The sequence below is a fragment of the Thermosynechococcus sp. PP555 genome, assembly GCF_031583225.1.
Classification (GTDB): Bacteria; Cyanobacteriota; Cyanobacteriia; order Thermosynechococcales; family Thermosynechococcaceae; genus Thermosynechococcus.
In genome coordinates, this window is the sequence record NZ_CP134168.1 from 1,315,572 (window position 1) to 1,339,231 (window position 23,660).

Consider the following 23,660-nt stretch of genomic DNA (forward strand, 5'->3'; position numbering starts at 1 on the left):
TGAACTAACCATGCCTAAAGAAACTATTACCCTTGAGCTAGATTCAGAAACACGACGTGCTTTAGACACCTTAGCTGCTGAACTAGGGCGCGATCGCGCTGAAGTCTTTGATGAAGCAGTGAAACTCTATCTGGAAATGCACCTTTGGCAAGTCAAGCATATTCTTGAAGGCATCCATCAAGCCGACTCCGAACGTTTTGCAACACCAGAGGAAGTGGCTACTGCTTTTAATCGCTGGCATCAACCCCAATAAAAATGCAAATTCTGTGGACAAAGCTGGCGATCGCTGACCTGAATGCAGCTTATGAGTTCATTGTGGAAAGCAATCCAACAGCCGCCCCTGAACTGATCCAGCGCGTTGAGAAGGCACTAGAAACCCTACGTCAATTCCCTGAAATAGGGCGTGTTGGGCGTGTTAAAGGTACACGGGAGCTTGTGATTCCTCAAACGCCTTTTATCATTCCTTATCGAATTCAAAACAATCAAATTCAACTACTTGCTTTTATGCATAGCGCACGACAATGGCCTGACCAGTTCTAAAGCGAAAAGTTGGAGTCTATGACTGCTTTGCATCGCTTTTCCTCGCGTCTCCAACCCCTCGATCGCACCTTTCTTGAGGATCGCTTGCAGGGGGCAGTGGCCTACCGTCGCATTGCGGGCTATTTCCGTAGCTCCATCCTAGAACTGGTGGGCGAATCCCTCAGTACCATTCCCACCATCCAAGTGGTTTGCAACAGTGACCTTGACCCCCAAGATTGGCAAGTCTCCCGCCGTGCCCGTGAAGCGGCTCTTCTCGATCGCTGGCAAGAAGCGGATCCCGCCCTCGAAGCCGCTCTCTATCGTCCCCAATACCGCCGTCTCTATGAATTGCTCCGCCAAGGCAACCTCCAGATTCGGGTCGTGCCCGCGCAGCAGCTTTTTCTCCACGGCAAAGCAGGGGTCATTGAATCAACCACAGGCCACAAGACCTGCTTTCTTGGCTCCGTGAATGAGTCCAAACGAGCCTTTAGCACCAACTATGAACTCCTCTGGGAAAACCCCACCCCCGAAGGTGTAGCTTGGGTCGAAGCGGAATTTGCTGCCCTCTGGGAGATGGGCATTCCCCTACCTGAAGTGATTATTGAGCAGATTCACCGCATTGGCGATCGCCAAGAAGTCAAACTGATTGACCTTGCTCCCCCCGACCTCCCTGCTGCCAGCCTTGCTGAAAGCCCCCTCTACCGCCGTGGTGAAACCCTCCAACCGTGGCAACGGGACTTTGTCGCCCTCTTCCTTGAGCACCGTGAAACCTATGATCAAGTCCGCCTCCTCCTCGCCGATGAAGTGGGGGTGGGCAAAACCCTCTCCCTCGCCACCGCTGCCCTTGTGGCCAATCTATTGGGGGATGGCTCTGTCCTCATCCTCTGTCCTGCCCCCCTCACCCTGCAATGGCAAACCGAACTCCTCGACAAACTCGCCATTCCCAGCGTCGTTTGGATGTCCCAAGGCAAATACTGGCAGGATGCCCAAGGTCACATCATCCGCACCCGTGGCGTTGAAGACATTGCCCGCTGTCCCGTACAAATCGCCATTGTCTCTACAGGCTTAATCATTCAGCAATCCCCCGAATGTGAGGTTTTGCTGAGTCGCCGCTATGGCACGGTCATCCTCGATGAAGCCCATCGGGCACGGCGGCGGAGGGGTATCGGTCAAAAAGCAGGCCAACCCAACCACCTGCTGGACTTCATGCAGCAAATCGCCCAACGCAGCCGACACGTTCTACTGGGTACTGCCACCCCCATTCAGACCCAAGTCTATGAACTCTGGGATCTCCTCGGCATCCTCAACCAAGGAGCAGGCTTTGTTTTGGGAACCTACTCCCGCTGGCAAATATGGGAAAACACCCTCCCCATTGTCAAAGGCGAACAATTTCCCCCGACTGCCCGCGAAATGTGGGAGTGGCTGCAAAACCCCCTTCCCCCCGCCAAAGAGCACCCCATCTTTTCCGCCATCCGACTTCAGCTAGGGTTGGATGACAAAGAATACCGCGTCAGCACAGGATTTGCCAGCCTTCCTTGTTTTATCCAGACACGCTTAGAAGTTGAGCTACCCGCAGCATCTGAATTCCTCTACCACCACAATCCCATCGTTCGCCATACCGTTGTACGTCGCCGCCGTACTCTCGAAGAAAAAGGCCTCCTAGAGCGAGTGGGTGTCATTGTCCACCCCCAACCCGATGCCCCCTTAGGCACCTATGGTGACGTTCCCTTTATGGGTGTAGGCCTCATGGCCAACTATACCTTTGAGCGTGCCTACGCAGCCGCTGAAGAATTTAGTCATGCTCTTGGTCAACGTACCCGTGCCGCTGGCTTTCTCAAAACTATTCTCCTGCAACGCCTTTGCTCTAGCTTCGCGGCTGGACGGATCACCGCTACCAAAATCCTCAACCATCAATCCCTTGATGAGGACAGCGAACTTGCCCCCGCCACTTCTATCCTCAGTGACCCTACCCCTGCCGAACAGCAAGCCCTCGAACAGGTGATTGCCGAGCTAGAGCGTCCCGAAGCCCGAGATCCCAAACATGCTGCTGTCTTGGCCTTCCTCACCCAGCCCCTCACTGACGCCCAACCTTGGCTAGAGTACGGTTGCATTATTTTCAGTCAGTTTTACGATACCGTGACCGCCGTGGCCACTGCCCTGACCCAAGCTCTACCCACAGAACTCATTGCTGTGTATGCTGGTGTCGGCAAAAGTGGTCTTTGGCAAGGGGGACAATTCACAAGTGTCGATCGCGAAGCCATCAAAGACGGCGTCAAGCACGACCGCATCCGCCTCGTCATTGCCACTGATGCTGCCTGTGAAGGGTTGAACCTTCAGACCCTTGGCACCCTGATTAACGTTGATCTCCCTTGGAACCCCTCCCGTCTAGAGCAACGTTTAGGTCGGATCAAACGCTTTGGCCAACGCCGCCCCACCGTAGAAATGCTCAACTTGGTCTATCACCACACCCTTGATGAAAAAATCTATGAAGCCCTCTCGCGCCGCATGAAAGATCGCTACGACATCTTTGGTAGTCTGCCCGACACCCTTGAGGACGAATGGATTGACAACATCGAGGAACTCGAAGACCTCATGGACAAGTACCTCCACCTACGCCAAGAAGCCCGCAATGCTTTTGAATTGCGCTATGAACGCCATGTCAGCGACGATCCCGATCAGTGGCGCAACTGTGCGCGGGTATTGGCACGGCAGGACATTCTCAATGTACTCAGTCAACCGTGGTAAGCTCTTTGGGCTTAGAGGAGTCCTTGGGCAATCAGAGATTCAGCAATTTGCACCGCATTCAAGGCTGCCCCCTTGCGAATTTGATCGCCACACAGCCACAGTTCAAGGGCATTGGGTTGAGAAATATCTTGGCGCAGCCGCCCCACTAGCACTGGGTCTTTACCTGTGGCCTCTAGGGGCATGGGGAAATAATTGCGCTGCCAATCTTCAACAAACTGGACGCCTGCGGCCTGTTGCAGGCGATCGCGCGCCTCTTGCAGCGGAAAAGGCTCAAAGAACTCAACATTCAACGCTTCCGAATGGGCACGCAGCACAGGAACACGAACACAGGTGGCCGTTAGCCGCAACTCTGGGGCATGGAAAATTTTGCGGGTTTCATTGACCATCTTCATCTCCTCTTGGCAGTAGCCCTGCTCATTGAGGGGAGAATTGTGGGGAAAGAGGTTAAAGGCCAAGGGATAGGGAAAGGCCTCTGTGCGTGGTGGTTGCCCCTTGAGAATATCGAGGGCTTGATCCTTGAGTTCTTGCATGGCCTTTGCCCCCGCCCCACTGGCAGACTGATAGGTGGCCGCTACAATTCGCCGAATCGGTCGCACCTGATGCAAGGGCCATAGCGCAACCGTCATCAAAATCGTTGTGCAGTTGGGATTGGCAATGATGCCTTGGTGGGTTTTTAGATCTTCAGGGTTGACTTCGGGCACCACTAAGGGGACGTTGGGATCCATGCGATAGGCACTGGAATTATCAATGGCGATCGCTCCTTCCTGAACCGCAATTGGCAGCCACTGCCGTGACACACTTGCCCCCGCCGAAGCCAAAATCAAATCCAGTCCCTTGAGGGTCTCCTCACTCACCGCCTGCACAGGCAGCACTGTTTCCCCAAAGGAGAGGGTTTGACCGGCGGAGCGGGGCGAAGCCAACAGACGTAACTCTGCCACTGGAAACGAGCGTTCCGCCAAAATGGCCAAAATTTCCGTGCCAACGGCACCTGTCGCTCCTAAAATGCCAACCCGTAATCCCTGTGCCAACGTTATTACTCCTAGGAAGATAAGCTCATTTTACGATCGTCGGGGATTGAGAAATTAAGAAAGCGTAGCATTTTGGAAATTTTACTGCCATATCTATAATGGCTATAGCCAATTTCCACCACAGTCTCTGCACTCCCCCACAAGAGTCGCCAGCGGCAGGAATCGATAAATCATCTGGAGGCTGGGATCATGAAAACTCTCCAACAGTACCTATTTTCCATCACCTTAGTCTTTTGGGGACTGTTGAGTGGCAACGTTTACAGCCAAATTACCCCAGCCACCAATGGCACTGGAACCACCGTCATCCAAAATGGTCAACAGATTGATATTGGTGGTGGCCGCCTATCGGGGAATGGTCAGAATCTCTTTCACCTCTTCCACAACTTCAATGTCGGTAACGGCCAAGTTGCCAACTTTCTCTCTAATCCGCAAATTCGCAACATTCTCGCGGGCGTCAATGGTGGCAACGCCAGTTACATCAATGGCTTGATTCAAATTACGGGTGGCAACAGTAACCTTTATCTGCTCAACCCTGCGGGAATTGTCTTTGGCCCCAATGCCCGTTTGAATCTCCCCGCTGCCTTCCATGCTTCTACCGCTCAACGGGTGCTGTTTGAGGGAGGGATCTTTGATGTCAATGGCCAGAATCTCTATCAATCCCTCAATGGTCAGCCCACAGGTTTTGAATTTCTGAGTAAAGGCCTCATCATCAATGAAGGTGAGCTGAGGGTGGGTCGTGGTCAAACCCTCAGCCTGATGGCACACCAAGTGATCAATACGGGTACACTCGCAGCCCCTGCAGGAAATATCCACATTGCGGCTGTACCTGAAACAGGAATGGTGCGCGTCTCCCAAGAGGGAATGCTGCTCAGTCTTGAGATTCCTCAAGAGCGACTACCGACTGGGGGAGCGATCGCTGCCGTGGACTTACCCAGCTTACTCACTGGCAATGGTTCACAACCTGTCAACAGCGTCATTCAAAATCCCGACGGCACGATTCGCCTTGTCCATGACCCCAACAAAATTCCCACCACAACGAACACCGCCGTCATCAGTGGCAGCCTTTCCGTCGCCAATCCCATCGGTATGGGTGGCCAAATCACGATCACTGGTCAAAATATCGCCCTCATCAATGCCAACTTAACCGCCTCTGGTCAACTCGGGGGTGGCACGATTCTCTTGGGGGGCGATTACCTAGGGGGCACCACTGGCACTAACCGCTTGCATAGCAGTTTCAATGCCCAGAATCTCTTTATCAACAGCGGCAGTGTGATTGCAGCGGATGCCTTCAATCAAGGCAATGGTGGCACTGTCATTGCATGGGCAGACAACAGCACGCAATTTGCCGGCACGATCAGCGCACGCGGCGGGCAACTTAGCGGTAATGGCGGCTTTGTGGAAACCTCTGGGCGAGAATTACTCAGCGTTCGGGGAACAGTAGATGCCAGTGCAGTCAAGGGTCAGCCCGGTACATGGCTCCTTGATCCACGAAATGTCACCATTTCTAACTCCCCTACGAGTGGCGGGAGTTTCTCTGGGAGCAATCCTGATGTCTTTACCCCCACCACTGATGATGCTTTTGTTGTGAATACTGCCATTGAAGCTGCCCTGAATCTCGGCACTAGCGTCATCATCACAACTGGTGATACTGGAACCCAAGCAGGGGATATTTCTGTACTTGCCTCGATTACCAAAACAGGCGGCGGCGATGCCTCCCTAACCTTGCAAGCTGCAAATAACATTCTTGTTGCCGATGACATTCGCTCAGAAGAAGGCCGACTGAATATCATTCTCCATGCCGATGCCGATAACAGTGGTGCAGGAGCAATTAGATTAGACTCAGTTACACTCATTACCAATGGTGGCAATATTATTTTGGGGGGTGGCTCTAATCCCTTCACCAGTCCAGCGATCGGTCACGGCACTGCTGGGGTTCGTATCATAAACTCTACCCTCAATGCAGATGGCGGCCATATTAGGATTCATGGCAGCGGTGCAACAACTAATGGCCAAGAAGGGGTGCTGATCGGTGGGAGTTCAATCCTCACCTCAGGGTCTGGAGAGATCACCATTCTAGGGACAGGTAGTTCTAGTGTTTATAGCCCTGTGGATGGTATCTCGATTCAAAACTCCTCCATCAGCGCCGAAGCTGGCAATCTGACCTTAACGGGTACTGGGGGCAACGTCTCCGAAGGAGTTTCCAACGTTGGCATCCATCTTGAAGAGTCAGGAATTCGAACCACGACTGGAAATATTACCCTGACGGGTACTGGTGGTACGGGCTTTGCCTTCAACCAAGGAGGTATTCTGAGTAGCTTCACAAGTATTACCAGTCAAAGTGGTGACATTATCCTGAGAGGTACAGGGGGTGAATTCGGTGCTGGTCTTGGCTTTAGGGCAGCAACTGACACAGAGTACTCTGCTGAGGTCAGAACGGCTGGAAATGGGAAGATTCTCATCGAAGGTCGCGCCACTGACGGCAATCCTGGTCTGGTCATGGAAGTCTCTGACGCCCTGACATTAGCTGTTCAAGATGGCATGCTCACATTAGCAGCTCAGGGGGGGATTGAAGTCTCGGGTGATTTTCCCTCTCTGCTAGATATCCATAGTGCCGGGGCAGGCCGCCTTGTCTTTCAACCGATTGATGCGCATACTCCCGTCGGCATTGGCGATGGTGCAACGGGTGACTTGATCATTGATCAGTTTCTCCTCAACCAAATCACGGGTGGATTTTCTTTGGTGACCATTGGTCACCCTAATGGTACTGGTCTCATTGATGTTCGTCCCTTCAGCCTCAACTACAATCTTGCGCTGCAAACCCCCGGCGTAAGTTCCCTAGGTATTCAGTTCAATGGCTCTGGCACGACGAATCTCAATGGTCGCAATCTCACACTCAATAGCGGTGGCGGCGTTACTCAGGGCAGCCATGTCATTTCTGCGGGAACGCTGCAACTTCTTGGACAGGGGACTTTCATCCTCAACAATGTCAACAATAGGTTTCAAACACTCTCAGGCAATGTCAGTGGAAATGTGAACTTGAGTAATCAAGGTGCCCTAGGTATCGTTAGTTTCAACAATGGTGTCAATGGCCTCACCACTGGCATCAATACCAACGGCAATACCCTAATCCTCAGCTTAAACAGTGGGAACCTAACGCAAAGTGCACCGATTCGAGCAGGCAACTTGGGTTTAACTTTACAAAATGGCAGTGCAATCCTAACCAACCCCAATAACCAAGTGGGGATCCTAGCTGCTGAGTTGAACAGTGCGAGTGATTTGCAATTTGTCAATAACAGTACCCTTACCGTTGGCAGTGTTAACCCAACAGGCATTACAGGGCGCAACATTTTCCTACAAACACTAACAGGCGATATTGTTCTCAATGCGCCAATTTCTGCCGTTGGGACTGGGGATGCGATTGTCCTTGCTGCCGAAAATAACTTTATTAACAACTATGGCTCTAGTGTCTTTAGTACCCCCAATGGTCGCTGGCTAGTTTATTCGACTGACCCGAATCTCAATATCAACGGCGGCCTCACAGGTTCAGAGCAATTCAACACCACCTATCCTGAGCTTGCCCTATTTTCTGGTTCTGGGTTTCTCTATCGGGTTTCTCAAGCACCGCCAACTCCACCCACGGAGCCATCCACACCGCCAACACCCCCAACTCCACCCACGGAGCCGTCCACACCGCCAACACCTCCAGAACCCCAAACTCAAGAGAATCTGGGTCGGATTTTATTGGGAGAGGAGATACAAGGCACTCAACTGCCCCAGAATACCGCTCAAGTCATTTACTTCCCCGGAGTTGAGATCATTCGTCAGCAAATCAGTACGGCTTTTGATCAGGGAGACTACAACAGTGCGATCAAACTGCTTCAGCAGCTTTATTCCTTTGAGTTTAGTGAGTACTTTGATGAATTTTTCAGCACTCCTAGTCAAGAGGGACTACAGTTCCTTGACATTGAGCAAATCAAGGAATTATTGGGGCGTATGGCTGAAGAAACAGGTCAAAAACCTGCCCTGAGCTATGTCTTTTGGCGACCTGAACAACTAGATATATTTATCATCACACCGGAAGGGGAACCCATTTACCAACCCCTTCGAGTGCCCCAAGAAGCAGTGCGCCGCGTCATTGCTGCTTTTAATCGTGAGGTGCGAGACCCAACGAAAACCAATAGTGAATCCTATCTACCCTTTGCGCAGCAGCTCTACCAATGGATCATGGGCGGCATTGATGCTGAATTGCAAAATCGAGGCATTAATACACTGGTTTTTGCCCTTGATCAGGGGTTGCGGAGTGTGCCGATCGCTGCTCTGCACACGGGGTCAAATCTTATTTCCTCGACGGTCAGCGATAGTCCAATCGGTCGTAATGGTCAGTTTCTAGTGGAACGCTATAATCTGGGTCTCATTCCCAGTATCAACTTGGTGGATACCCGCTACCAGCCGTTGCAAAATGCTTCTGTACTGGCAATGGGTGCCTCTCAGTTCACAAAGCAAAGTCCTTTGCCAGCGGTTCCCATCGAGCTGCAAACCATTACGCAACTGGTAGGACGAGGGCAAGTATTCCTCAATGAAGCTTTTACGGTCTCAAACTTGCAAACCCAGCGGCGGCGCAGTCTCTACCCTATCCTACACTTAGCGACCCATGGTGAATTTAATGCGGGTAAGCCACAAAATTCCTATATTCAGTTTTGGGATAGCCAGCTTTCAATGGCTCAAGTGCGGCAGTTGCGGTTATTCCGGCCACCCACAGAGCTAATGACGCTGAGTGCCTGTCGTACAGCGGTAGGAGATACCAATGCAGAACTTGGGTTTGCTGGACTGTCACTCCAAGCGGGTGTAAAGAGTTCGGTTGCTAGCCTTTGGTATGTCAGTGATGAAGGGACACTGGCTTTGATGACGGCATTTTATGGACAGTTGAGAACTGCTCCGATTAAAGCAGAGGCCTTGCGACAGGCGCAGCTTGCCCTGATCCATCAGCAGGTTGTGATTGAAGAGAATCACCTGCGCAGTGCTGGGGTGCGGGGAGGGCTTTCAATTCCTTTGCCCCAAGAAGTTCAAACTGGGGGTGGGCGTCAACTTTCCCATCCCTATTTTTGGGCAGGATTTACGATGATTGGCAGCCCTTGGTAGCCCTAGGAAGCAATTTCTGCTTCACCATTTGGATTACCCATCAGCGAGAACGGGGGTACTGGGGCTGAGTTTGGCTGTGGGTGGATTGATGCTGCTGGGCAGGGTTTGCATCAGGTTTGCCATTTCGAGGGCATTGAGGGCATATTCCCAACCTTTATTGCTTTTAATGCCAGCGCGCTCAAGGGCCTGTTGCATCGTGTCGGTAGTGAGAATGCCGTAGATAATGGGCACACCCGTTTGCATAGAGGCCGTGGCAATGCCTTTGGTGACTTCAGCAGCCACATAGTCAAAGTGGGGGGTTTGGCCACGGATGACTGCCCCGAGACAAATAATGGCAGCATAGCGACGACTGGCCGCCAGTTGAGCTGCCACTAGGGGAATTTCAAAGCTACCGGGTACCCAGGCGTAGTCCACCTGAGAACCATGGGGATTGGGATCAACACCATGGCGGCGCAGACAATCTTGGCAGCCCTCTAGCAGCTTGGTGGTAACCAAGTCATTGAAGCGGGAAATCACAATCCCAAAGCGAGGCGTTCCCAGAACGTGATAGGTGCCTTCAAAAACAGCCATAGGTGGAGGTGCCAAATCTTACCCAAAAGAGTATAACCTGCAATGGCCTAGGAGGAGCGATCGCCCTGCTCCACGAGGAAGTCTTGGGACTGCCACTGCTGCACAATACTAGTTAACTTGGTAACAAATGGGTCAGACGCTAAATCAGGGTGAAATTCACTAATTTTTGTATTGGTAGGTGTCTCTGAAAGGCCAGAGGGAGTAGGTTCCGGCACACTAATGGGCAATGACTGGCAGATAATGGCTTCAAACTCACTGTTGAAGTGATAAATCGGTTGCTCACGCCGTTGCCATAGCTCTAAAATTTGCTCTACGGAAATGGCTTTATAGCGCCCCAGATAGAGGGCTTCAATGAGGGCAAGACGAATCCAGCGGGGAGGAAAATGGCGCAACCAGCGATCTAGGATGACCTCAACTGAGGAGCCATCCAAATCAAACCCATATTGACGTAGCAGGCGATCGGCAGCCTGAATGGCGGCATTGTTGCCAATATGTGCCATGCACCAACTGTTGCACTCCCAAGGTTATGGTGCCTCTATGATGCCACAAGTTTTCCAAGGTCGCAGCAGCAGAGAGCGTAACCCTGATATGGTAGAAAGGCAAACTCTAGTGCTGTTCACTTCACAAGTGCATCATGGTGACTGCGCCTCCTCCTGAGCTGCTAATTGAAGATGCCCCGCTAACAATCGCTGGGCGGCAGTTTCGTTCACGCCTGATGACCGGTACGGGCAAGTATCGTTCCATTGCGGATCTCCAGGCCAGTGTTGCCGCGAGTGGCTGCGAAATTGTTACAGTAGCCGTACGTCGCGTTCAAACCAATGCCCCCGGTCACGAAGGACTTGTGGATGCCCTTGACTGGCGTAAAATCTGGCTGCTGCCCAACACCGCTGGCTGTCAAACCGCTGAAGAGGCGATTCGCGTTGCCCGTTTAGGCCGCGAAATGGCCAAGCTCTTGGGTCAAGAGGACAACAACTTTGTCAAGCTAGAGGTGATTCCCGACCCGAAATACTTGCTGCCCGATCCCTTTGGCACGCTTGCTGCCGCAGAACAACTGGTCAAAGAAGGATTTGCGGTTCTTCCCTACATCAATGCAGATCCCCTGCTGGCCAAACGCCTTGAGGAAGTGGGCTGTGTTACTGTGATGCCGTTGGCCTCCCCCATTGGGTCGGGGCAAGGTCTGCGTAATGCCGCCAATATTCAAATCATTATTGATCAAGCCAGTGTTCCCGTTGTGGTTGATGCGGGCATTGGCACGCCCAGTGAGGCGGCCGCCGCGATGGAGTTAGGGGCAGATGCACTCTTGATTAATACCGCGATCGCCCAAGCGGGCAATGCGCCGGCAATGGCCAAAGCCATGGCGCTGGCAACCACGGCGGGTCGTCTTGCCTACTTAGCGGGTCGGATTCCCGTCAAAGCCTATGCCAGTGCCAGTTCCCCCTTGACGGGGACGATTGCGACAGCACCATGATGGTTGCCCTCATTCTCCTGAGCCTGCTGAGCCTCACGGGAAGCCTGTTCTACATTGTTGCCGCTGCCCTCACCTATCAATTTTTCACCCCCCAGCGGACGACTCGCCTAGAGTCCTTGCCGGCGGTCTCGATCTTGGTTCCTGTCTGCGGCTTAGAAGCAAGGGCTTGGCAAAACTGGTCTTCACTGTGCGAGCAAGATTACCCCGTCTACGAAGTCCTCTTTGGGGTTCAAGACCCCAGTGATCCAGCCATACCGGTGTTAAAGGCCATTTGCCAGACCTATCCCCACCGGGCTCGCTGGTATCTTTGTCAGCGGATTTGCGGGCTGAACCGTAAGGCCAGCAATGTCGCCCAATTGTTTACCCATGCGCGCTATGGGGTAATTGTTGAAACCGATAGTGATGTGCGCGTTAGACCCCATTACTTAGCCACTTTGGTGCAACCCTTGGCGGATCCCCAAGTGGGGGTCGTTACCTGTGGTTACATTGATCACCATCCGCGCCGCTTAGGAGCTGCGTTTCTGGCCATGGGGCGATGCCTTGACTTTATCCCCAGTGTGCTTGTTGCCCGCTTCCTTGATCGCGGGCTGCGCTTTGCCATTGGGCCAACCGTGCTGCTGCGGCGGGAAGTCCTAGAAAAAATTGGTGGTTTTGAGATTGCACTCAATCGCATTGGTGAGGACTACCAACTGGGGTATGCAGCGTGGCGTGCTGGGTATCGCGTGGAGTTATCGTCCTATATTCTTGACAATGACTGCGCTGATGAGTCCTTTTTGAAGGCGGTGCAACGGGAACTGCGCTGGTGTCGCAGCATTCGTGCCAATCGCGGCAATCAGTATTTTGGCATGGTGTTTATGTTTGGCACCGTCTATAGTGCCCTGCTGTGGGGACTATTTCCAACCCCATGGACTCTCAGCGTCTTTCTGGGGGTTCAGGGCCTTCGCTGGTTGCAGGCGATCATGAGCATGGTGTTGATGGGTACCCCTCGGCTGCTGTTGTGGCTCTGGCTATTGCCCCTGCGGGATGTGATGAGCTTCCTGATTTGGCTGGGGGGCTGTTTTGGCAATCGCATCTACTGGCGCGGTCGCTGGTTGCGGGTCTATCGCCACGGTCAATTGCAAGAAATTGTTAAGGATTCTCAAGACTCGTAAAGTTCGCTTGTTAGAATAGCTGCACTGTAACGCTGAATTGAGGTTTGTTTCGATGCGCTATACCACCGATGAGGGCGGTCGCCTCAACAACTTTGCCATTGAGCCTAAGGTCTATCAAGCACAGCCTTGGACACCGCAGCAAAAAGTACGGGCAGCCCTGTTGGTTGCGGGCGGATTGCTCTTAGTGGCTGGCTTGGTGGCGATCGCCGTCGGAGTGAGCTAAGCTGCTTTGTCTTGGTTTTGATACCAGCGATGCCACCCTAGTGGCAGGCCTCTATGACTTGGGGGCAGATCAACTGCTGGAGATGAAAACATGGCCCTTGGGTCGAGAACTGGCCAGCCAACTTCACCCTTGCCTTGGGGAACTGATGGGTCGCTACACTTGGGGTGAACTAGGGGCGATCGCTATTGGCTGTGGCCCGGGCAGCTTTACGGGAACGCGCTTGGGGGTCGTGACTGCCCGCATCCTAGCCCAGCAACTGGAAGTTCCCCTTTTGGGTCTGTCTAGCCTTGGCACAATGGCGTGGCACTATCGTGATGAACTCATAGAACAGGATGGGGTGGTGTCGCGTCGTGCCCAGCAGGGGCATCAATACCTTGGCATTTACCGTTATCAGGGGGGGAGTCTCAACTCTCTTTGGGGCGATCGCCTGCTGGCAGACCACGAAGCAGAAACGCTTTTAGCCACTTGGCCTCACCCCTACAAACACCTGAGTCCCCCTAACCCCACCGACTATGGCCGCGCTTTGCTCACATGGGCAGCCCAACAGTGGCACGATACACTAAGGGCAGGGGAGAAACTTCCCCATTGGTCAAGCGTGGTGCCCCTCTATGGCAAATAACTGGGAACTTGGTCGCTTTCTCGATACACTGCGCTTTTTTCAAGCCCTTCCCTTTGTGGGAACCCTAGAACCTCTGCGCCCTGTGCTGTCACCCCTTTTACCGGATCTCTTTAAGCCGCCCGCCTATCGGGGCAGTGGTCTTGTTGTGGTGATGGGGGCAACGGGTCGAACCGGTCAAGCGGTGGTGAAAACCCTCTTGAGTCAAGGCTATGCGGTGCGGGCAGGGGTGCGCGATCGCGCCAAGGCGGAGAGTGTACTTCCCTCAGACCCTTTTTTAGACATTGTTGTTGCCGACGTGACTCAACCCTTGCCTGCCGATCTCTTGCAGGGCAGTCGGGCGGTGATCAACTGTGTTGGGGCAAAGGTACAGCCCAATCCCAACGCGTCACCCCCCGGCCTTGAAATTGTCGGTGCGAGTCCAGAGGCGGTTGAATTTGAGGGCATGCGGCATTTGTTGGAACGTGCCCAACCCTATTTTCAAAGTCAACCCAACACCTATCCCCTCTTTGACTATCGCTATCCCACGCCCCCCCTGAAGGAAGTTTGGGGTGCCCTCGATGATGTGGTCATGGGCGGCGTCAGTGCCAGCCAGTTTTACCTCAAGGATCACAGTGCCCTCTTCACGGGGCTGGTTTCTACGGAAAATTCTGGGGGGTTTGTCTCGATTCGCACCCGCAACCTCACCCCAGCCCTCAATCTCCAAGGCTACACGGGCATTCAACTCCGGGTTCGCGGCGATGGGCAGCGCTATAAATTTTTCCTACGCAGTGACCCCGCTTGGGATGGCGTCGGCTATGCCATGTCCTTTGATACGGTGGCCGATCAGTGGATCACGGTTGAATTGCCCTTTAGCCACTTTATTCCGGTGTTTCGGGCCCGCACCGCCACCAATGCGCCGCCTCTGAATGTGGGGCAAATTTACTCGCTGCAACTGATGCTCAGCAAATTTGAGTATGACGGTGCCCTCAACCCCCACTTCCGCCCCGGCACCCTCAGCCTTGAGATTGAGTCGATTCAAGCCTATGGGGGGTTGCCCTTGCCCCGCATGATTCAGGTGAGTTCTGCGGGGGTGACCCGTCCGCAACAAGCGGATCTTGACCTGAAGGAGCAGCCCCTAGCGGTTCAATACAACGACCAATTGGGGGGCATCCTCACTTGGAAACTGGCGGCAGAAAATATGCTGCGCCAAAGTGGCCTCCCCTACACCATTGTCCGTCCCTGCGGTCTGACGGATCAGCCCGCTGGCAAAGAGCTGCGCCTTGATCAGGGCGATCGCCTGACGGGTTCTCTGAGTCGCGAAGATTTAGCGGCGTTTCTGGTCAGCTTACTGAATTTGCCCGTGGCCTGCTATCGCACCGTAGAAGTGGTGGCCACAGATCAAACCGCCGAGGCCTATCCCAATTGGGCAGCACGCCTTGCCCAAATCCCTAGCGATCGCCCCTAGGAGACAGTGCGAAATGGTGCGTTTTCTCCATGTTGCCGATGTTCACCTTGGCTTTAACAAGTACCGCCAAGAGAATCCCAATCGCACGTTTGATTTTTTCACCGCCTTTGACAGTGCCCTGCAAACCTACGCCATCGAGGCACAGGTGGATTTTGTCCTGATTGCTGGCGATCTCTTTGAGGAGCGGATGATTACCCCCGGCATTCTCAATCAAGCGGAATACGTCCTCGACAAGGTGCGATCGGCGGGGATTCCCGTGCTGGCGATCGAGGGCAACCACGATAACTGCCCCTACGGTGTCAAGTCCAATTGGCTCCGCTACCTCTGTGAAAAAGACTATCTCTATCTACTGGAACCTGACGAAAGTGGCCAATTACAGCCGTGGGACGCCGAGGCAGCGCGGGGTGGCTATATGGATCTCCCCTGTGGCGTGCGCGTCATTGGTTCCCAGTGGTATGGTGCCAGTGCCCCCCGTGCCATCCAACAGCTGGCCAGTCAAATTCAGGCACTACCGCCCGCTGCTGGTGCGACGATTTTGCTCTTTCACCACGGCCTTGAGGGGCAAGTCTCCCGTTACCAAGGGGCATTGCGCTACAACGACCTCCTACCCCTGCGCCAAGCGGGTGTGGATTATCTTGCCCTAGGGCATATTCATCGCCACTACGCCGTTGAGGATTGGATCTTTAATCCCGGCTCCGTCGAGGCCAATTCGATTCAGGAAAATCAGCAGCAAAATCCGCGGGGGGTGCTGTTGGTTACCCTCGATCAGGGACCACCCCAAGCGGAACTCAAGCGCGACTATTGGCAGCGTCCTATCCATCGCTACACCCTCACCCTCACCCCCAGTGACACCGTGAGCCATGTGGAAAGCCAACTGCAGCAACTGGTGCAGCGGCATCGCTCAGACATGGCAGAGGCGATTGTCGAAGTCACCCTAAAAGGCGAAGTGGGGTTTGAGCGGGGCGATTTGTCTGTGCGATCGCTCCAAGGGGAATTGCAGGAGGCAGCCAATGCGTTCATTTTTCGATTGGGGTTTGCCGCAACCCCTGTGGCCTATCAAACCTACCGTGATGCGACGGCTGAACCACCCCCCCGCGCCCAGATTGAAGAACAGGTATTTACGGATCTGCTGGCCAGTGTTGCTGAGTATCGCGATCGCGCCGAACCCTTGGCCAAGGTACTGATGCACATCAAAGAAGATCTGCTGCAACCCAACGCCAATATTCCTGACCTTTACCAGTGGCTGGCAGACCTTTCCCTAGAGGGCTAGGGCTGGGGTGGTAAGGGGATGAGGGGTTGATTCGCCACATTCGCCAACTGGACAGCGGCAGACTGCAACAGGGCTTGCCATTTTTGCTGAAGTTGGGCATTCCCCGGCTGCGCTAGGCGTTGTTTGGCCAGTTGATTGAGGGTGTCGTACCAGTAGCCCGCCATGGCAAAGGCATCCGCCACATCTTTAGCTTGCACGATTCGCTGCTGTTGGCTTGGCGATAAGGGCATCGGTCGAAACCAACTGACGGTTTTGACGGCTGTGGTGCCATTGGTACAGGTGAGGGTGAGTTGCCACTGGTAATCCACACCATTTTTGAGGGCAACATTCTCCACAGGCCAGCCAATAATACCCGCTTCTGTGGGGGCAAGACGCTCTTGGCGATAGACTTCTGTGCCTTGGGGATCCCGCAGCGTCAGGGTTAGGGTGGCCCCCTTGTTGGCGGGAATGAAGCTATAGAGGGTAGGGGTGGGGGTGCTGCTAAGGCCATTGTTATCCTTGGGCACGAGGGCAACCACAGTTTGTTTTGGCTCAGTTAGACAGCTTTCGATGCCACCAGTACTTTCCCGCAGTAGCATGGGACGGGCAATCCGCGTTGCAGCTCCCTCACGGTTACCGGGGCGGCCAATATTAGCGGGTGGACGATAACTTGCCCAAGAGGCATGGGCGATCGCCCCAATCATGACCACTGCCAAACTTAGGGGAACGGCAAGGGGGCGGATCCTCAATCGAGTAGCCATGGCCACTAACCCCGTTGCTCCGAGCGTCGCACCCCTCACCCATGCGTAGCTCATCATACTTCCTACCTGACGACACCGATAGGACGATTCTAAGGGGCAAATTGTTGCCTTGCCAGTGATGGTGATCAGTGATTTTTTGTGCGTTGGGTCAACTTCCGTACCATGCTGTTTAGGCTGCTAAATGGGATGCGAGAAAGGCAATCCCCTGATCTAGCCCAAGGCCAGTTTTCAAGTTCGTCATCACATAGGGGCGATCGCCCCGCATTTTCAGGGTGTCCCGTTTCATTACCTCTAAATCAGCACCCCCATAGGGGGCAAGATCAATTTTATTAATCACCAATAAATCCGACTTGGTAATCCCCGGCCCGCCTTTACGGGGAATTTTATCGCCAGCAGCCACATCAATCGCGTAAATCGTTAAATCCACCAGCTCTGGGCTAAAGGTCGCAGCCAAGCGGTGTGGGGACATCCCCCCGTTTCAACACCGAGAATTCGCTCGGGGGGAAGGGCTTGGGAACGCACCAAAAACTGGGCATCCACAAGGGTGGTTTTACCTGACCCCACAGGCCCTGCCACACCCACTCGCAATGCTGTCTCCATCGGCTTAATCCTTCTCAATGCGATAGCCCAACTCCGCCAAGCGCAACCGATCCTGTCGCCAGCGGGGGCGTACCTTGACAAACAGTTCTAAGTAAATCTTGCCACCAATGAGGGTTTCCATTTCTTGGCGGGCAGCGGTGCCCATTTGTTTGAGCAACTGACCCCCTTGGCCGATAATAATCGCCTTTTGGGTTGGACGCTCCACATAAATCACGGCGTGGACACGAGTCAGGTTGCGATCTTGCTGCACCTGTTCAATCGTCACGGCCACCGAATGGGGGACTTCCTCGCGGGTGTGATGCAAAATTTGCTCACGGATCAATTCCGCCATGATGAAGCGCTCCGGCTGATCGGTGACCATCTCTGGCGGATAGTAATAGGGGCCAAGGGGCAACTGCGCTTCAATCGCCGATTGCAATACACCAACTCCCTCTCCCGTGAGCGCCGAGCAGGGATAGGCTGGCCAAGGGCCAAGGGTTTGATAGTCCTGTTGCCGCTGTGGACGCTCCCCTGCCGGCAAGAGGTCAATTTTATTGATGGCCAAAAGCACAGGGGATCTTACTTTAGCCAGTAATTCTGCTACATAGCGATCGCCCCCACCGGGGGCACTTGCCGCATCCACCACAAAGACAATCGCATCCACCCGATTGAGAACGCCCTTGGCATTATGCACCAGCACTTCCCCAAGGCGATGGTGAGGCTTATGGATGCCGGGGGTATCCACAAAGATCAATTGCGCCGTTGCCGTGGTCAGGATGCCCCGTAAGCGGTTGCGGGTGGTTTGCGCTACGGGAGAGGTAATGGCCACCTTTTGCCCCAGCAGATGGTTAAAGAGGGTGGACTTGCCTACATTGGGGCGACCCACTAAGGCGACAAAGCCAGAGCGAAAGCCGTCTGGGGCAACAGGAATACTGGAAATGGGTTCCACCGTAACTGCCTATGGCTTAGAGGGTATGGGTTGATCGTTGGCTGGTGGCGAGGGGAGGGGGCTAGGGCGGGTCTGTGTACTCAGCAGCGGTTGTTCGACGGGTTGCGTGGCCAAGGCCACACGATTGCCCCCTACTGAGCGCAGCAGATCCAAGACTTGGATGACTTCGTTGTAGCTCACCACCTGTGATGCCCGTAAAATCACCATTCCTTGGGGATTCGTTTTCAAGTAGGTGGCCAAGCGTTCATAGAGTTCACTGCGGTTGACGGGGTCTTTATCCACAAAAAGTTGCCCCGCCGGATCAATGCTCACCACCAGCATCTTTTGCGACTGCGCTTGACTGGTGCTGGCTTGGGGCAAATTCAAGGTAATCGCCTGCTGCCGCGTCAGACTCACCGCCGCCAAAATAAAGAACGTGAGGATACAAAAGACCACATCAATCAGCGGCAGCATTTCAATGCGAGCATTTTCACTCTCACTGGGCAAATGAATCTTCACGGCCATTCCTCAACCACGCTGCCTTAATGATAAAACTCTGAGCAAACAGAGTAGGATCAAAAAGTTTCCCCCCCGTGCAGTTATGACCAGTGCAACGCCCCAGCCCGGACAACTCATTGTGATTACTGGCCCTAGTGGGGTCGGCAAAGGGACGCTTCTACGGCAACTGCGACAGCGACATCCCGAACTGGCACTTTCGGTTTCGGCAACGACCCGTCCGCCACGCCCCACGGAGGTTGAAGGGGTGGATTACTATTTTGTCTCTGTAGAAGAATTTAAGGGAATGATTGCTGCTGGGCAACTCTTGGAATGGGCAGAGTTTGCTGGCCACTACTACGGCACCCCACGCAATCCGTTGCTGCAACTCATTGCCCAAGGAAAAACCGTCATCCTTGAAATTGAACTGCAAGGGGCACGCCAAGTTCGCCAGTCCTATCCTCAAGCGCGTCACATTTTTATTCTGCCGCCATCTTTAGCAGAACTTGAACACCGTCTGCGTAGCCGTGGCCAAGATAGTGAGGAGGCCATTGCCCGCCGTTTAGCTCAAGCGGAAACCGAAATTGCTGCGGCCCCAGAATTTGATGTTCAAATTGTCAATGATGATTTGGAAAAAAGCCTAATTGCTCTCGAAACAGCAATTTTTAGCCCTGTGCCCTAAGGCTCTGCCCGCACAATTCCGAGGTAGAGTTCCCCCACTTTAGGGTCATTGAGTAGTTCGCTGCCCAATCCCTCATAGCGATCTTTGCCCATTTCTAAGACATACCCGCGATCGCTCATGGCAAGGGCTTTGCGGGCATTTTGCTCCACCAGAATAATAGCGGTGCCTTGGGCATTAATTTCCTTGATTTTGGCAAAGACATCATTGACAAGAGCTGGGGAGAGAGCCGCGGAGGGTTCATCCAAGACCATAATTTGCGGGTCTAGCATCATGGCGCGTCCCATGGCCAGCATTTGCCGTTCTCCCCCGGAAAGTGTGCCTGCCCGTTGCTGTCGGCGCTCAGCCAAGCGGGGAAAGGTGTCATAGACCCGCTCTTTGAGGGTCTTGAGGTTGCCGCTTTTCGTAAAGGCACCCATCTCCAGATTTTCTTCAACCGTCAGGGTACGAAAGACATTGGCAATTTGCGGCACGTAGCCAATTCCCTTTTTGACAATTTGGTTGGGACGCAAGTAGGTAATATCTTCGCCAGCGAGGGTAATTGTGCCGAGGCGGGGCGTCAGTAACCCAGCGATCGTTTTTGCCAAGGTTGATTTTCCCGCTCCATTGGGGCCAATGACCGCCACTAGCTCGCCGGCTTCGAGACGAAAATTAACGCCCCGTAGAATATCCACATCGGGAATATAACCAGCATAGACATCAGCAACGTGGAGCAAGCTCATGGTGCAAAGGACATCGCCAGAGGTTCAACATCCTCAGTATAGAGGTTTCGCGCTGTGTCCCTAATTTTGCTCCTGAAGGCAAAAGATTGCTGTTGTGAATTGAGATCCTTGAGGACTTGATCAAGCACCTCTGGACAAAAATATCCTCTCAGCTCGGCAATTTTCTCAAACCCAGTCTCCACAACGCTTTGAGCAATTTCTAACAGATTTGGAGGTGCTTGAATTTTCCCGAAATTCAGTTCCAGAGTGACTTTCACGTCCTGTGACCCTACGGATCTAAAAATTTTACAAAAACAAAAAAATGATCCCGTCTAGGTGCTTGAAAATGACCTGTGCTATAGTAGTGGTAGAGCACCTTCTAGGAGGGTGCCGTGCTGGGATTCTTTCCCAGCCGAATTAATGGAAATATTAATTCGGCCAATATTGGCCGTTTAGCGAGTGCTGGGATTCTTTCCCAGCCGAATTAATGGAAATCTACAGGTGGCGCAGGTTATTCAATTTATGATCGGTGCTGGGATTCTTTCCCAGCCGAATTAATGGAAATAGCTTGTACTAAGCAAAGTTGCTTTTAATGGTTGTTGTGCTGGGATTCTTTCCCAGCCGAATTAATGGAAATTGCTAGTCGCTTGTTCAGGCTGACCATACATGTCAGGTGCTGGGATTCTTTCCCAGCCGAATTAATGGAAACGTTACCACTTACTGATTATCGATGACCCTCATAAAGCAAGTGCTGGGATTCTTTCCCAGCCGAATTAATGGAAACATTAATTCGGCCAACAACGGCCGTTTAGTTATTCGAAAGTGCTGGGATTCTTTCCCAGCCGAATTAATGGAAACTATAGCCCACAAATACATCTTACTTACATTTTGAAAGTGCTGGGATTCTTTCCCAGCCGAATTAATGGAAACGCTCTTGGCTTGTGGCTTGTGGTGACAATCCCATGGTGTGCTGGGATTCTTTCCCAGCCGAATTAATGGAAACGTGTCTGCAACTCTGACCCATGTTGCGTTAGCGTGCTGGGATTCTTTCCCAGCCGAATTAATGGAAACATAGCTGGAACATTAAGAGCCATAATGCCTCCTTAAAAGTGCTGGGATTCTTTCCCAGCCGAATTAATGGAAACTGTGCTTTTTAGCGGCTTCTACTACCGCTTCAAGTGCTGGGATTCTTTCCCAGCCGAATTAATGGAAACTTTTTTGGCGGCTTCTGCTACCGCCTCAAAATCGGGTGCTGGGATTCTTTCCCAGCCGAATTAATGGAAACTTCTAAGCCACCTGCAACAGTGAAATTAAAATAGTGTGCTGGGATTCTTTCCCAGCCGAATTAATGGAAACAAAACCATCACCGAGGATGGTTTTTTCTTAACAAAAGTGCTGGGATTCTTTCCCAGCCGAATTAATGGAAACGGGAAGGGCAAGGAAGGGTGGGGAAGGGCAAAGAAGGAAAGTGCTGGGATTCTTTCCCAGCCGAATTAATGGAAACGCCAACAAAGCAGCTTTTAGCTGTGAATAGGTTTTAAGTGCTGGGATTCTTTCCCAGCCGAATTAATGGAAACGGCTCGCCTGCAACGTGCTGAATAAGTGTTTGGGGGTGCTGGGATTCTTTCCCAGCCGAATTAATGGAAACTTCTCATCAGAAGCATACGCTTCTGACAGGTTAGTGCTGGGATTCTTTCCCAGCCGAATTAATGGAAACAAAGCCTCAGCGGGGAAATTTTGTTTGGGCTTGTGCTGGGATTCTTTCCCAGCCGAATTAATGGAAACGAGAAAAGGATGCAATAACTTAACAGGTTTATCATGTGCTGGGATTCTTTCCCAGCCGAATTAATGGAAACGCTTTCAAAGAGGTTGCAGTTTCCTTGAAATTAATATGTGCTGGGATTCTTTCCCAGCCGAATTAATGGAAACGCAAACCTTCCTCCTCAAGCTGACCAATTAACCGCTCGTGCTGGGATTCTTTCCCAGCCGAATTAATGGAAACCTAGGGATGCCTCTCTCTATGCTTTTGTCCTGCTTTTGTGCTGGGATTCTTTCCCAGCCGAATTAATGGAAACGTAGTGGCTCAGGCAGTGGTAGTGGTAGTGGCTCGTGCTGGGATTCTTTCCCAGCCGAATTAATGGAAACTTTCCTGCGGCGGCGATTTTCGTTTTAAAGTGAAGTGCTGGGATTCTTTCCCAGCCGAATTAATGGAAACTTTAGAGGCCAAACAAATAAAGATACTGAAAAGGGTGCTGGGATTCTTTCCCAGCCGAATTAATGGAAACGGCTCTTTAACAGCCCATCAAGCTCACTACAAATGTGCTGGGATTCTTTCCCAGCCGAATTAATGGAAACGGTGAGGTACGGGAGATTAAGGGGCTGGCGATCGGTGTGCTGGGATTCTTTCCCAGCCGAATTAATGGAAACGGTGAGGTACGGGAGATTAAGGGGCTGGCGATCGGTGTGCTGGGATTCTTTCCCAGCCGAATTAATGGAAACGATCGATGGGTTTAGTTCCCTTATCGAGTAGGTGTGCTGGGATTCTTTCCCAGCCGAATTAATGGAAACCCAGATTGCGCGCGAGCGTCGTGCGGTTGGATCGACCGTGCTGGGATTCTTTCCCAGCCGAATTAATGGAAACTCACGGTAGTAAACTTCTAGAGTTTCATGCTCTAAGTGCTGGGATTCTTTCCCAGCCGAATTAATGGAAACGATACCACGGGAGACTTCACCCGGATTGCGGAACTCGTGCTGGGATTCTTTCCCAGCCGAATTAATGGAAACTCTAAAGATTTCGAAAATGAGCAGAAGAAACGCGGGGAGTGCTGGGATTCTTTCCCAGCCGAATTAATGGAAACTTGCAGGTGTTGCAGAAACTAATCTTAATATTATCGTGCTGGGATTCTTTCCCAGCCGAATTAATGGAAACTTTTTGTGAAGGAAACAAAACGCGCCCCGATTCAGTGCTGGGATTCTTTCCCAGCCGAATTAATGGAAACGAACATCAGACCAAATAAATCAAACAGATCAAACGGAGTGCTGGGATTCTTTCCCAGCCGAATTAATGGAAACTGTAATGAGACAAAGTTAATTTTAGGAGAGTATCGGTGCTGGGATTCTTTCCCAGCCGAATTAATGGAAACGAGACTTTGCAGGTTCCTGCGCATGTATTTGTTTGTGCTGGGATTCTTTCCCAGCCGAATTAATGGAAACACTTCCTCCTAAAAGGGGGCTTCAGGGGGGGAGATCAGTGCCTGAACCTGAGGTGGCAAGCAAGGTCGCGGAACCAGTAACAAGCATCCCTGACCTTTAGGGCGGGCAGTGTGTCAAAATTGGTGTTAAGTCGTGCACCCAGCGGAGTC

Annotated in this window: 19 protein-coding genes, 1 pseudogene and 1 CRISPR repeat array; of the genes and pseudogenes, 11 read left to right on the plus strand and 9 right to left on the minus strand. The window is 52.6% G+C overall.

Annotation, left to right across the window (positions count from 1 at the left end; translation table 11 throughout):
• The first annotated feature begins 10 nt into the window (after window positions 1-10).
• Genes RHH27_RS06365 through RHH27_RS06375 form a run of 3 tightly spaced genes read left to right on the plus strand, consistent with a single transcriptional unit; the run spans window position 11 to window position 3,264 of the window.
• Complete coding sequence (locus tag RHH27_RS06365; RefSeq protein WP_302679116.1) at window positions 11-253, plus strand: CopG family ribbon-helix-helix protein; 243 nt, start codon at window positions 11-13, stop codon at window positions 251-253.
• Window positions 254-255: 2 nt separating this feature from the next.
• On the plus strand, window positions 256-540 hold the full coding sequence (locus RHH27_RS06370) for a type II toxin-antitoxin system RelE/ParE family toxin (protein WP_302679117.1): 285 nt from the start codon (window positions 256-258) through the stop codon (window positions 538-540).
• 18 nt (window positions 541-558) lie between these two features.
• Window positions 559-3,264, plus strand: coding sequence for a phospholipase D-like domain-containing anti-phage protein (locus RHH27_RS06375; protein ID WP_302679118.1), 2,706 nt, complete (start codon window positions 559-561; stop codon window positions 3,262-3,264).
• An 11-nt stretch (window positions 3,265-3,275) separates the two neighbouring features.
• On the opposite strand, the gene RHH27_RS06380 is transcribed toward RHH27_RS06375, so the two are convergent.
• Entirely contained in the window at window positions 3,276-4,292 is a 1,017-nt protein-coding gene (locus RHH27_RS06380) for an aspartate-semialdehyde dehydrogenase (protein WP_302679119.1), read from the minus strand.
• A 189-nt stretch (window positions 4,293-4,481) separates the two neighbouring features.
• Here RHH27_RS06380 and RHH27_RS06385 point away from each other — a divergent pair, with 189 nt between their 5' ends.
• Window positions 4,482-9,431: a CHAT domain-containing protein gene (locus RHH27_RS06385; RefSeq protein ID WP_302679120.1), complete on the plus strand. Its 4,950-nt coding sequence runs from the start codon at window positions 4,482-4,484 to the stop codon at window positions 9,429-9,431.
• 33 nt (window positions 9,432-9,464) lie between these two features.
• On the opposite strand, the gene ribH is transcribed toward RHH27_RS06385, so the two are convergent.
• Both ribH and RHH27_RS06395 read right to left on the minus strand, forming a co-directional pair.
• Window positions 9,465-10,001: a 6,7-dimethyl-8-ribityllumazine synthase gene (gene ribH / locus RHH27_RS06390; protein WP_206201529.1), complete on the minus strand. Its 537-nt coding sequence runs from the start codon at window positions 9,999-10,001 to the stop codon at window positions 9,465-9,467.
• Window positions 10,002-10,048: 47 nt separating this feature from the next.
• Window positions 10,049-10,501, minus strand: a complete 453-nt coding sequence (locus RHH27_RS06395) for a hypothetical protein (protein ID WP_302679121.1) — start codon at window positions 10,499-10,501, stop codon at window positions 10,049-10,051.
• Between the two features lie 134 nt (window positions 10,502-10,635).
• Here RHH27_RS06395 and RHH27_RS06400 point away from each other — a divergent pair, with 134 nt between their 5' ends.
• Genes RHH27_RS06400 through RHH27_RS06425 form a run of 6 tightly spaced genes read left to right on the plus strand, consistent with a single transcriptional unit; the run spans window position 10,636 to window position 16,176 of the window.
• The gene (locus RHH27_RS06400) at window positions 10,636-11,469 is read left to right on the plus strand and encodes a thiazole synthase (RefSeq protein ID WP_206201531.1); all 834 of its coding nucleotides are present in this window, start codon (window positions 10,636-10,638) and stop codon (window positions 11,467-11,469) included.
• The gene (gene hpnI / locus RHH27_RS06405; RefSeq protein ID WP_206201532.1) at window positions 11,466-12,620 is read left to right on the plus strand and encodes a bacteriohopanetetrol glucosamine biosynthesis glycosyltransferase HpnI; all 1,155 of its coding nucleotides are present in this window, start codon (window positions 11,466-11,468) and stop codon (window positions 12,618-12,620) included. Before RHH27_RS06400 ends, hpnI begins: the two co-directional genes overlap by 4 nt.
• Window positions 12,621-12,672: 52 nt before the next feature.
• Window positions 12,673-12,843, plus strand: a complete 171-nt coding sequence (psb34, locus tag RHH27_RS06410; RefSeq protein WP_206201533.1) for a photosystem II assembly protein Psb34 — start codon at window positions 12,673-12,675, stop codon at window positions 12,841-12,843.
• A gap of 40 nt (window positions 12,844-12,883) precedes the next feature.
• The gene (gene tsaB, locus RHH27_RS06415; protein ID WP_302679122.1) at window positions 12,884-13,462 is read left to right on the plus strand and encodes a tRNA (adenosine(37)-N6)-threonylcarbamoyltransferase complex dimerization subunit type 1 TsaB; all 579 of its coding nucleotides are present in this window, start codon (window positions 12,884-12,886) and stop codon (window positions 13,460-13,462) included.
• Entirely contained in the window at window positions 13,452-14,906 is a 1,455-nt protein-coding gene (locus RHH27_RS06420; protein WP_302679123.1) for a CIA30 family protein, read from the plus strand. The genes tsaB and RHH27_RS06420 overlap by 11 nt, the downstream gene beginning before the upstream one ends.
• A 13-nt stretch (window positions 14,907-14,919) precedes the next feature.
• Window positions 14,920-16,176 carry an exonuclease SbcCD subunit D gene (locus RHH27_RS06425; RefSeq protein WP_399373374.1) on the plus strand — a complete coding sequence of 419 codons (1,257 nt, stop codon included), beginning with the start codon at window positions 14,920-14,922 and terminating at the stop codon, window positions 16,174-16,176.
• Here RHH27_RS06425 and RHH27_RS06430 read toward each other — a convergent pair.
• The 4 genes and pseudogenes from RHH27_RS06430 to RHH27_RS06445 form a co-directional block, all read right to left on the minus strand.
• Window positions 16,173-16,973: a DUF928 domain-containing protein gene (locus RHH27_RS06430; RefSeq protein WP_302679125.1), complete on the minus strand. Its 801-nt coding sequence runs from the start codon at window positions 16,971-16,973 to the stop codon at window positions 16,173-16,175. The genes RHH27_RS06425 and RHH27_RS06430 overlap by 4 nt on opposite strands.
• A 112-nt stretch (window positions 16,974-17,085) precedes the next feature.
• Window positions 17,086-17,516 (minus strand): annotated as a pseudogene (locus RHH27_RS06435) (GTP-binding protein).
• A gap of 4 nt (window positions 17,517-17,520) precedes the next feature.
• A complete protein-coding gene (gene era / locus RHH27_RS06440) occupies window positions 17,521-18,444 on the minus strand; it encodes a GTPase Era (protein ID WP_302679126.1) in 924 nt (307 codons plus the stop codon).
• 9 nt (window positions 18,445-18,453) lie between these two features.
• Window positions 18,454-18,948 carry a biopolymer transporter ExbD gene (locus tag RHH27_RS06445; protein ID WP_302679127.1) on the minus strand — a complete coding sequence of 165 codons (495 nt, stop codon included), beginning with the start codon at window positions 18,946-18,948 and terminating at the stop codon, window positions 18,454-18,456.
• A 76-nt stretch (window positions 18,949-19,024) separates the two neighbouring features.
• Between RHH27_RS06445 and gmk the strand changes: the two genes are divergently transcribed.
• Window positions 19,025-19,600: a guanylate kinase gene (gene gmk, locus RHH27_RS06450; protein ID WP_302679128.1), complete on the plus strand. Its 576-nt coding sequence runs from the start codon at window positions 19,025-19,027 to the stop codon at window positions 19,598-19,600.
• Here gmk and RHH27_RS06455 read toward each other — a convergent pair.
• Both RHH27_RS06455 and RHH27_RS06460 read right to left on the minus strand, forming a co-directional pair.
• Entirely contained in the window at window positions 19,597-20,319 is a 723-nt protein-coding gene (locus RHH27_RS06455; protein WP_302679129.1) for an ABC transporter ATP-binding protein, read from the minus strand. The two genes, gmk and RHH27_RS06455, sit on opposite strands and share 4 nt — an antisense overlap.
• Complete coding sequence (locus RHH27_RS06460) at window positions 20,316-20,576, minus strand: hypothetical protein (protein WP_206201541.1); 261 nt, start codon at window positions 20,574-20,576, stop codon at window positions 20,316-20,318. Before RHH27_RS06460 ends, RHH27_RS06455 begins: the two co-directional genes overlap by 4 nt.
• Before the next feature lie 114 nt (window positions 20,577-20,690).
• A CRISPR array of direct repeats spans window positions 20,691-23,511; the repeat unit is 36 nt; unit sequence GTGCTGGGATTCTTTCCCAGCCGAATTAATGGAAAC.
• The last annotated feature ends 149 nt before the right edge of the window (window positions 23,512-23,660 follow it).

Excerpts from the sequence above, each read along its gene's own strand:
- RHH27_RS06375 (WP_302679118.1), top strand. The coding sequence starts at position 559 with ATGACTGCTTTGCATCGCTTTTCCTCGCGTCTCCAACCCCTCGATCGC.
- psb34 (WP_206201533.1), top strand. The coding sequence starts at position 12,673 with ATGCGCTATACCACCGATGAGGGCGGTCGCCTCAACAACTTTGCCATT.
- RHH27_RS06455 (WP_302679129.1), bottom strand. The coding sequence starts at position 20,319 with ATGAGCTTGCTCCACGTTGCTGATGTCTATGCTGGTTATATTCCCGAT.
- RHH27_RS06425 (WP_399373374.1), top strand. The coding sequence starts at position 14,920 with ATGGTGCGTTTTCTCCATGTTGCCGATGTTCACCTTGGCTTTAACAAG.
- gmk (WP_302679128.1), top strand. The coding sequence starts at position 19,025 with ATGACCAGTGCAACGCCCCAGCCCGGACAACTCATTGTGATTACTGGC.
- hpnI (WP_206201532.1), top strand. The coding sequence starts at position 11,466 with ATGATGGTTGCCCTCATTCTCCTGAGCCTGCTGAGCCTCACGGGAAGC.
- RHH27_RS06370 (WP_302679117.1), top strand. The coding sequence starts at position 256 with ATGCAAATTCTGTGGACAAAGCTGGCGATCGCTGACCTGAATGCAGCT.
- RHH27_RS06400 (WP_206201531.1), top strand. The coding sequence starts at position 10,636 with ATGGTGACTGCGCCTCCTCCTGAGCTGCTAATTGAAGATGCCCCGCTA.
- RHH27_RS06385 (WP_302679120.1), top strand. The coding sequence starts at position 4,482 with ATGAAAACTCTCCAACAGTACCTATTTTCCATCACCTTAGTCTTTTGG.
- ribH (WP_206201529.1), bottom strand. The coding sequence starts at position 10,001 with ATGGCTGTTTTTGAAGGCACCTATCACGTTCTGGGAACGCCTCGCTTT.
- RHH27_RS06365 (WP_302679116.1), top strand. The coding sequence starts at position 11 with ATGCCTAAAGAAACTATTACCCTTGAGCTAGATTCAGAAACACGACGT.
- RHH27_RS06420 (WP_302679123.1), top strand. The coding sequence starts at position 13,452 with ATGGCAAATAACTGGGAACTTGGTCGCTTTCTCGATACACTGCGCTTT.
- RHH27_RS06395 (WP_302679121.1), bottom strand. The coding sequence starts at position 10,501 with ATGGCACATATTGGCAACAATGCCGCCATTCAGGCTGCCGATCGCCTG.
- RHH27_RS06430 (WP_302679125.1), bottom strand. The coding sequence starts at position 16,973 with ATGATGAGCTACGCATGGGTGAGGGGTGCGACGCTCGGAGCAACGGGG.
- RHH27_RS06445 (WP_302679127.1), bottom strand. The coding sequence starts at position 18,948 with ATGGCCGTGAAGATTCATTTGCCCAGTGAGAGTGAAAATGCTCGCATT.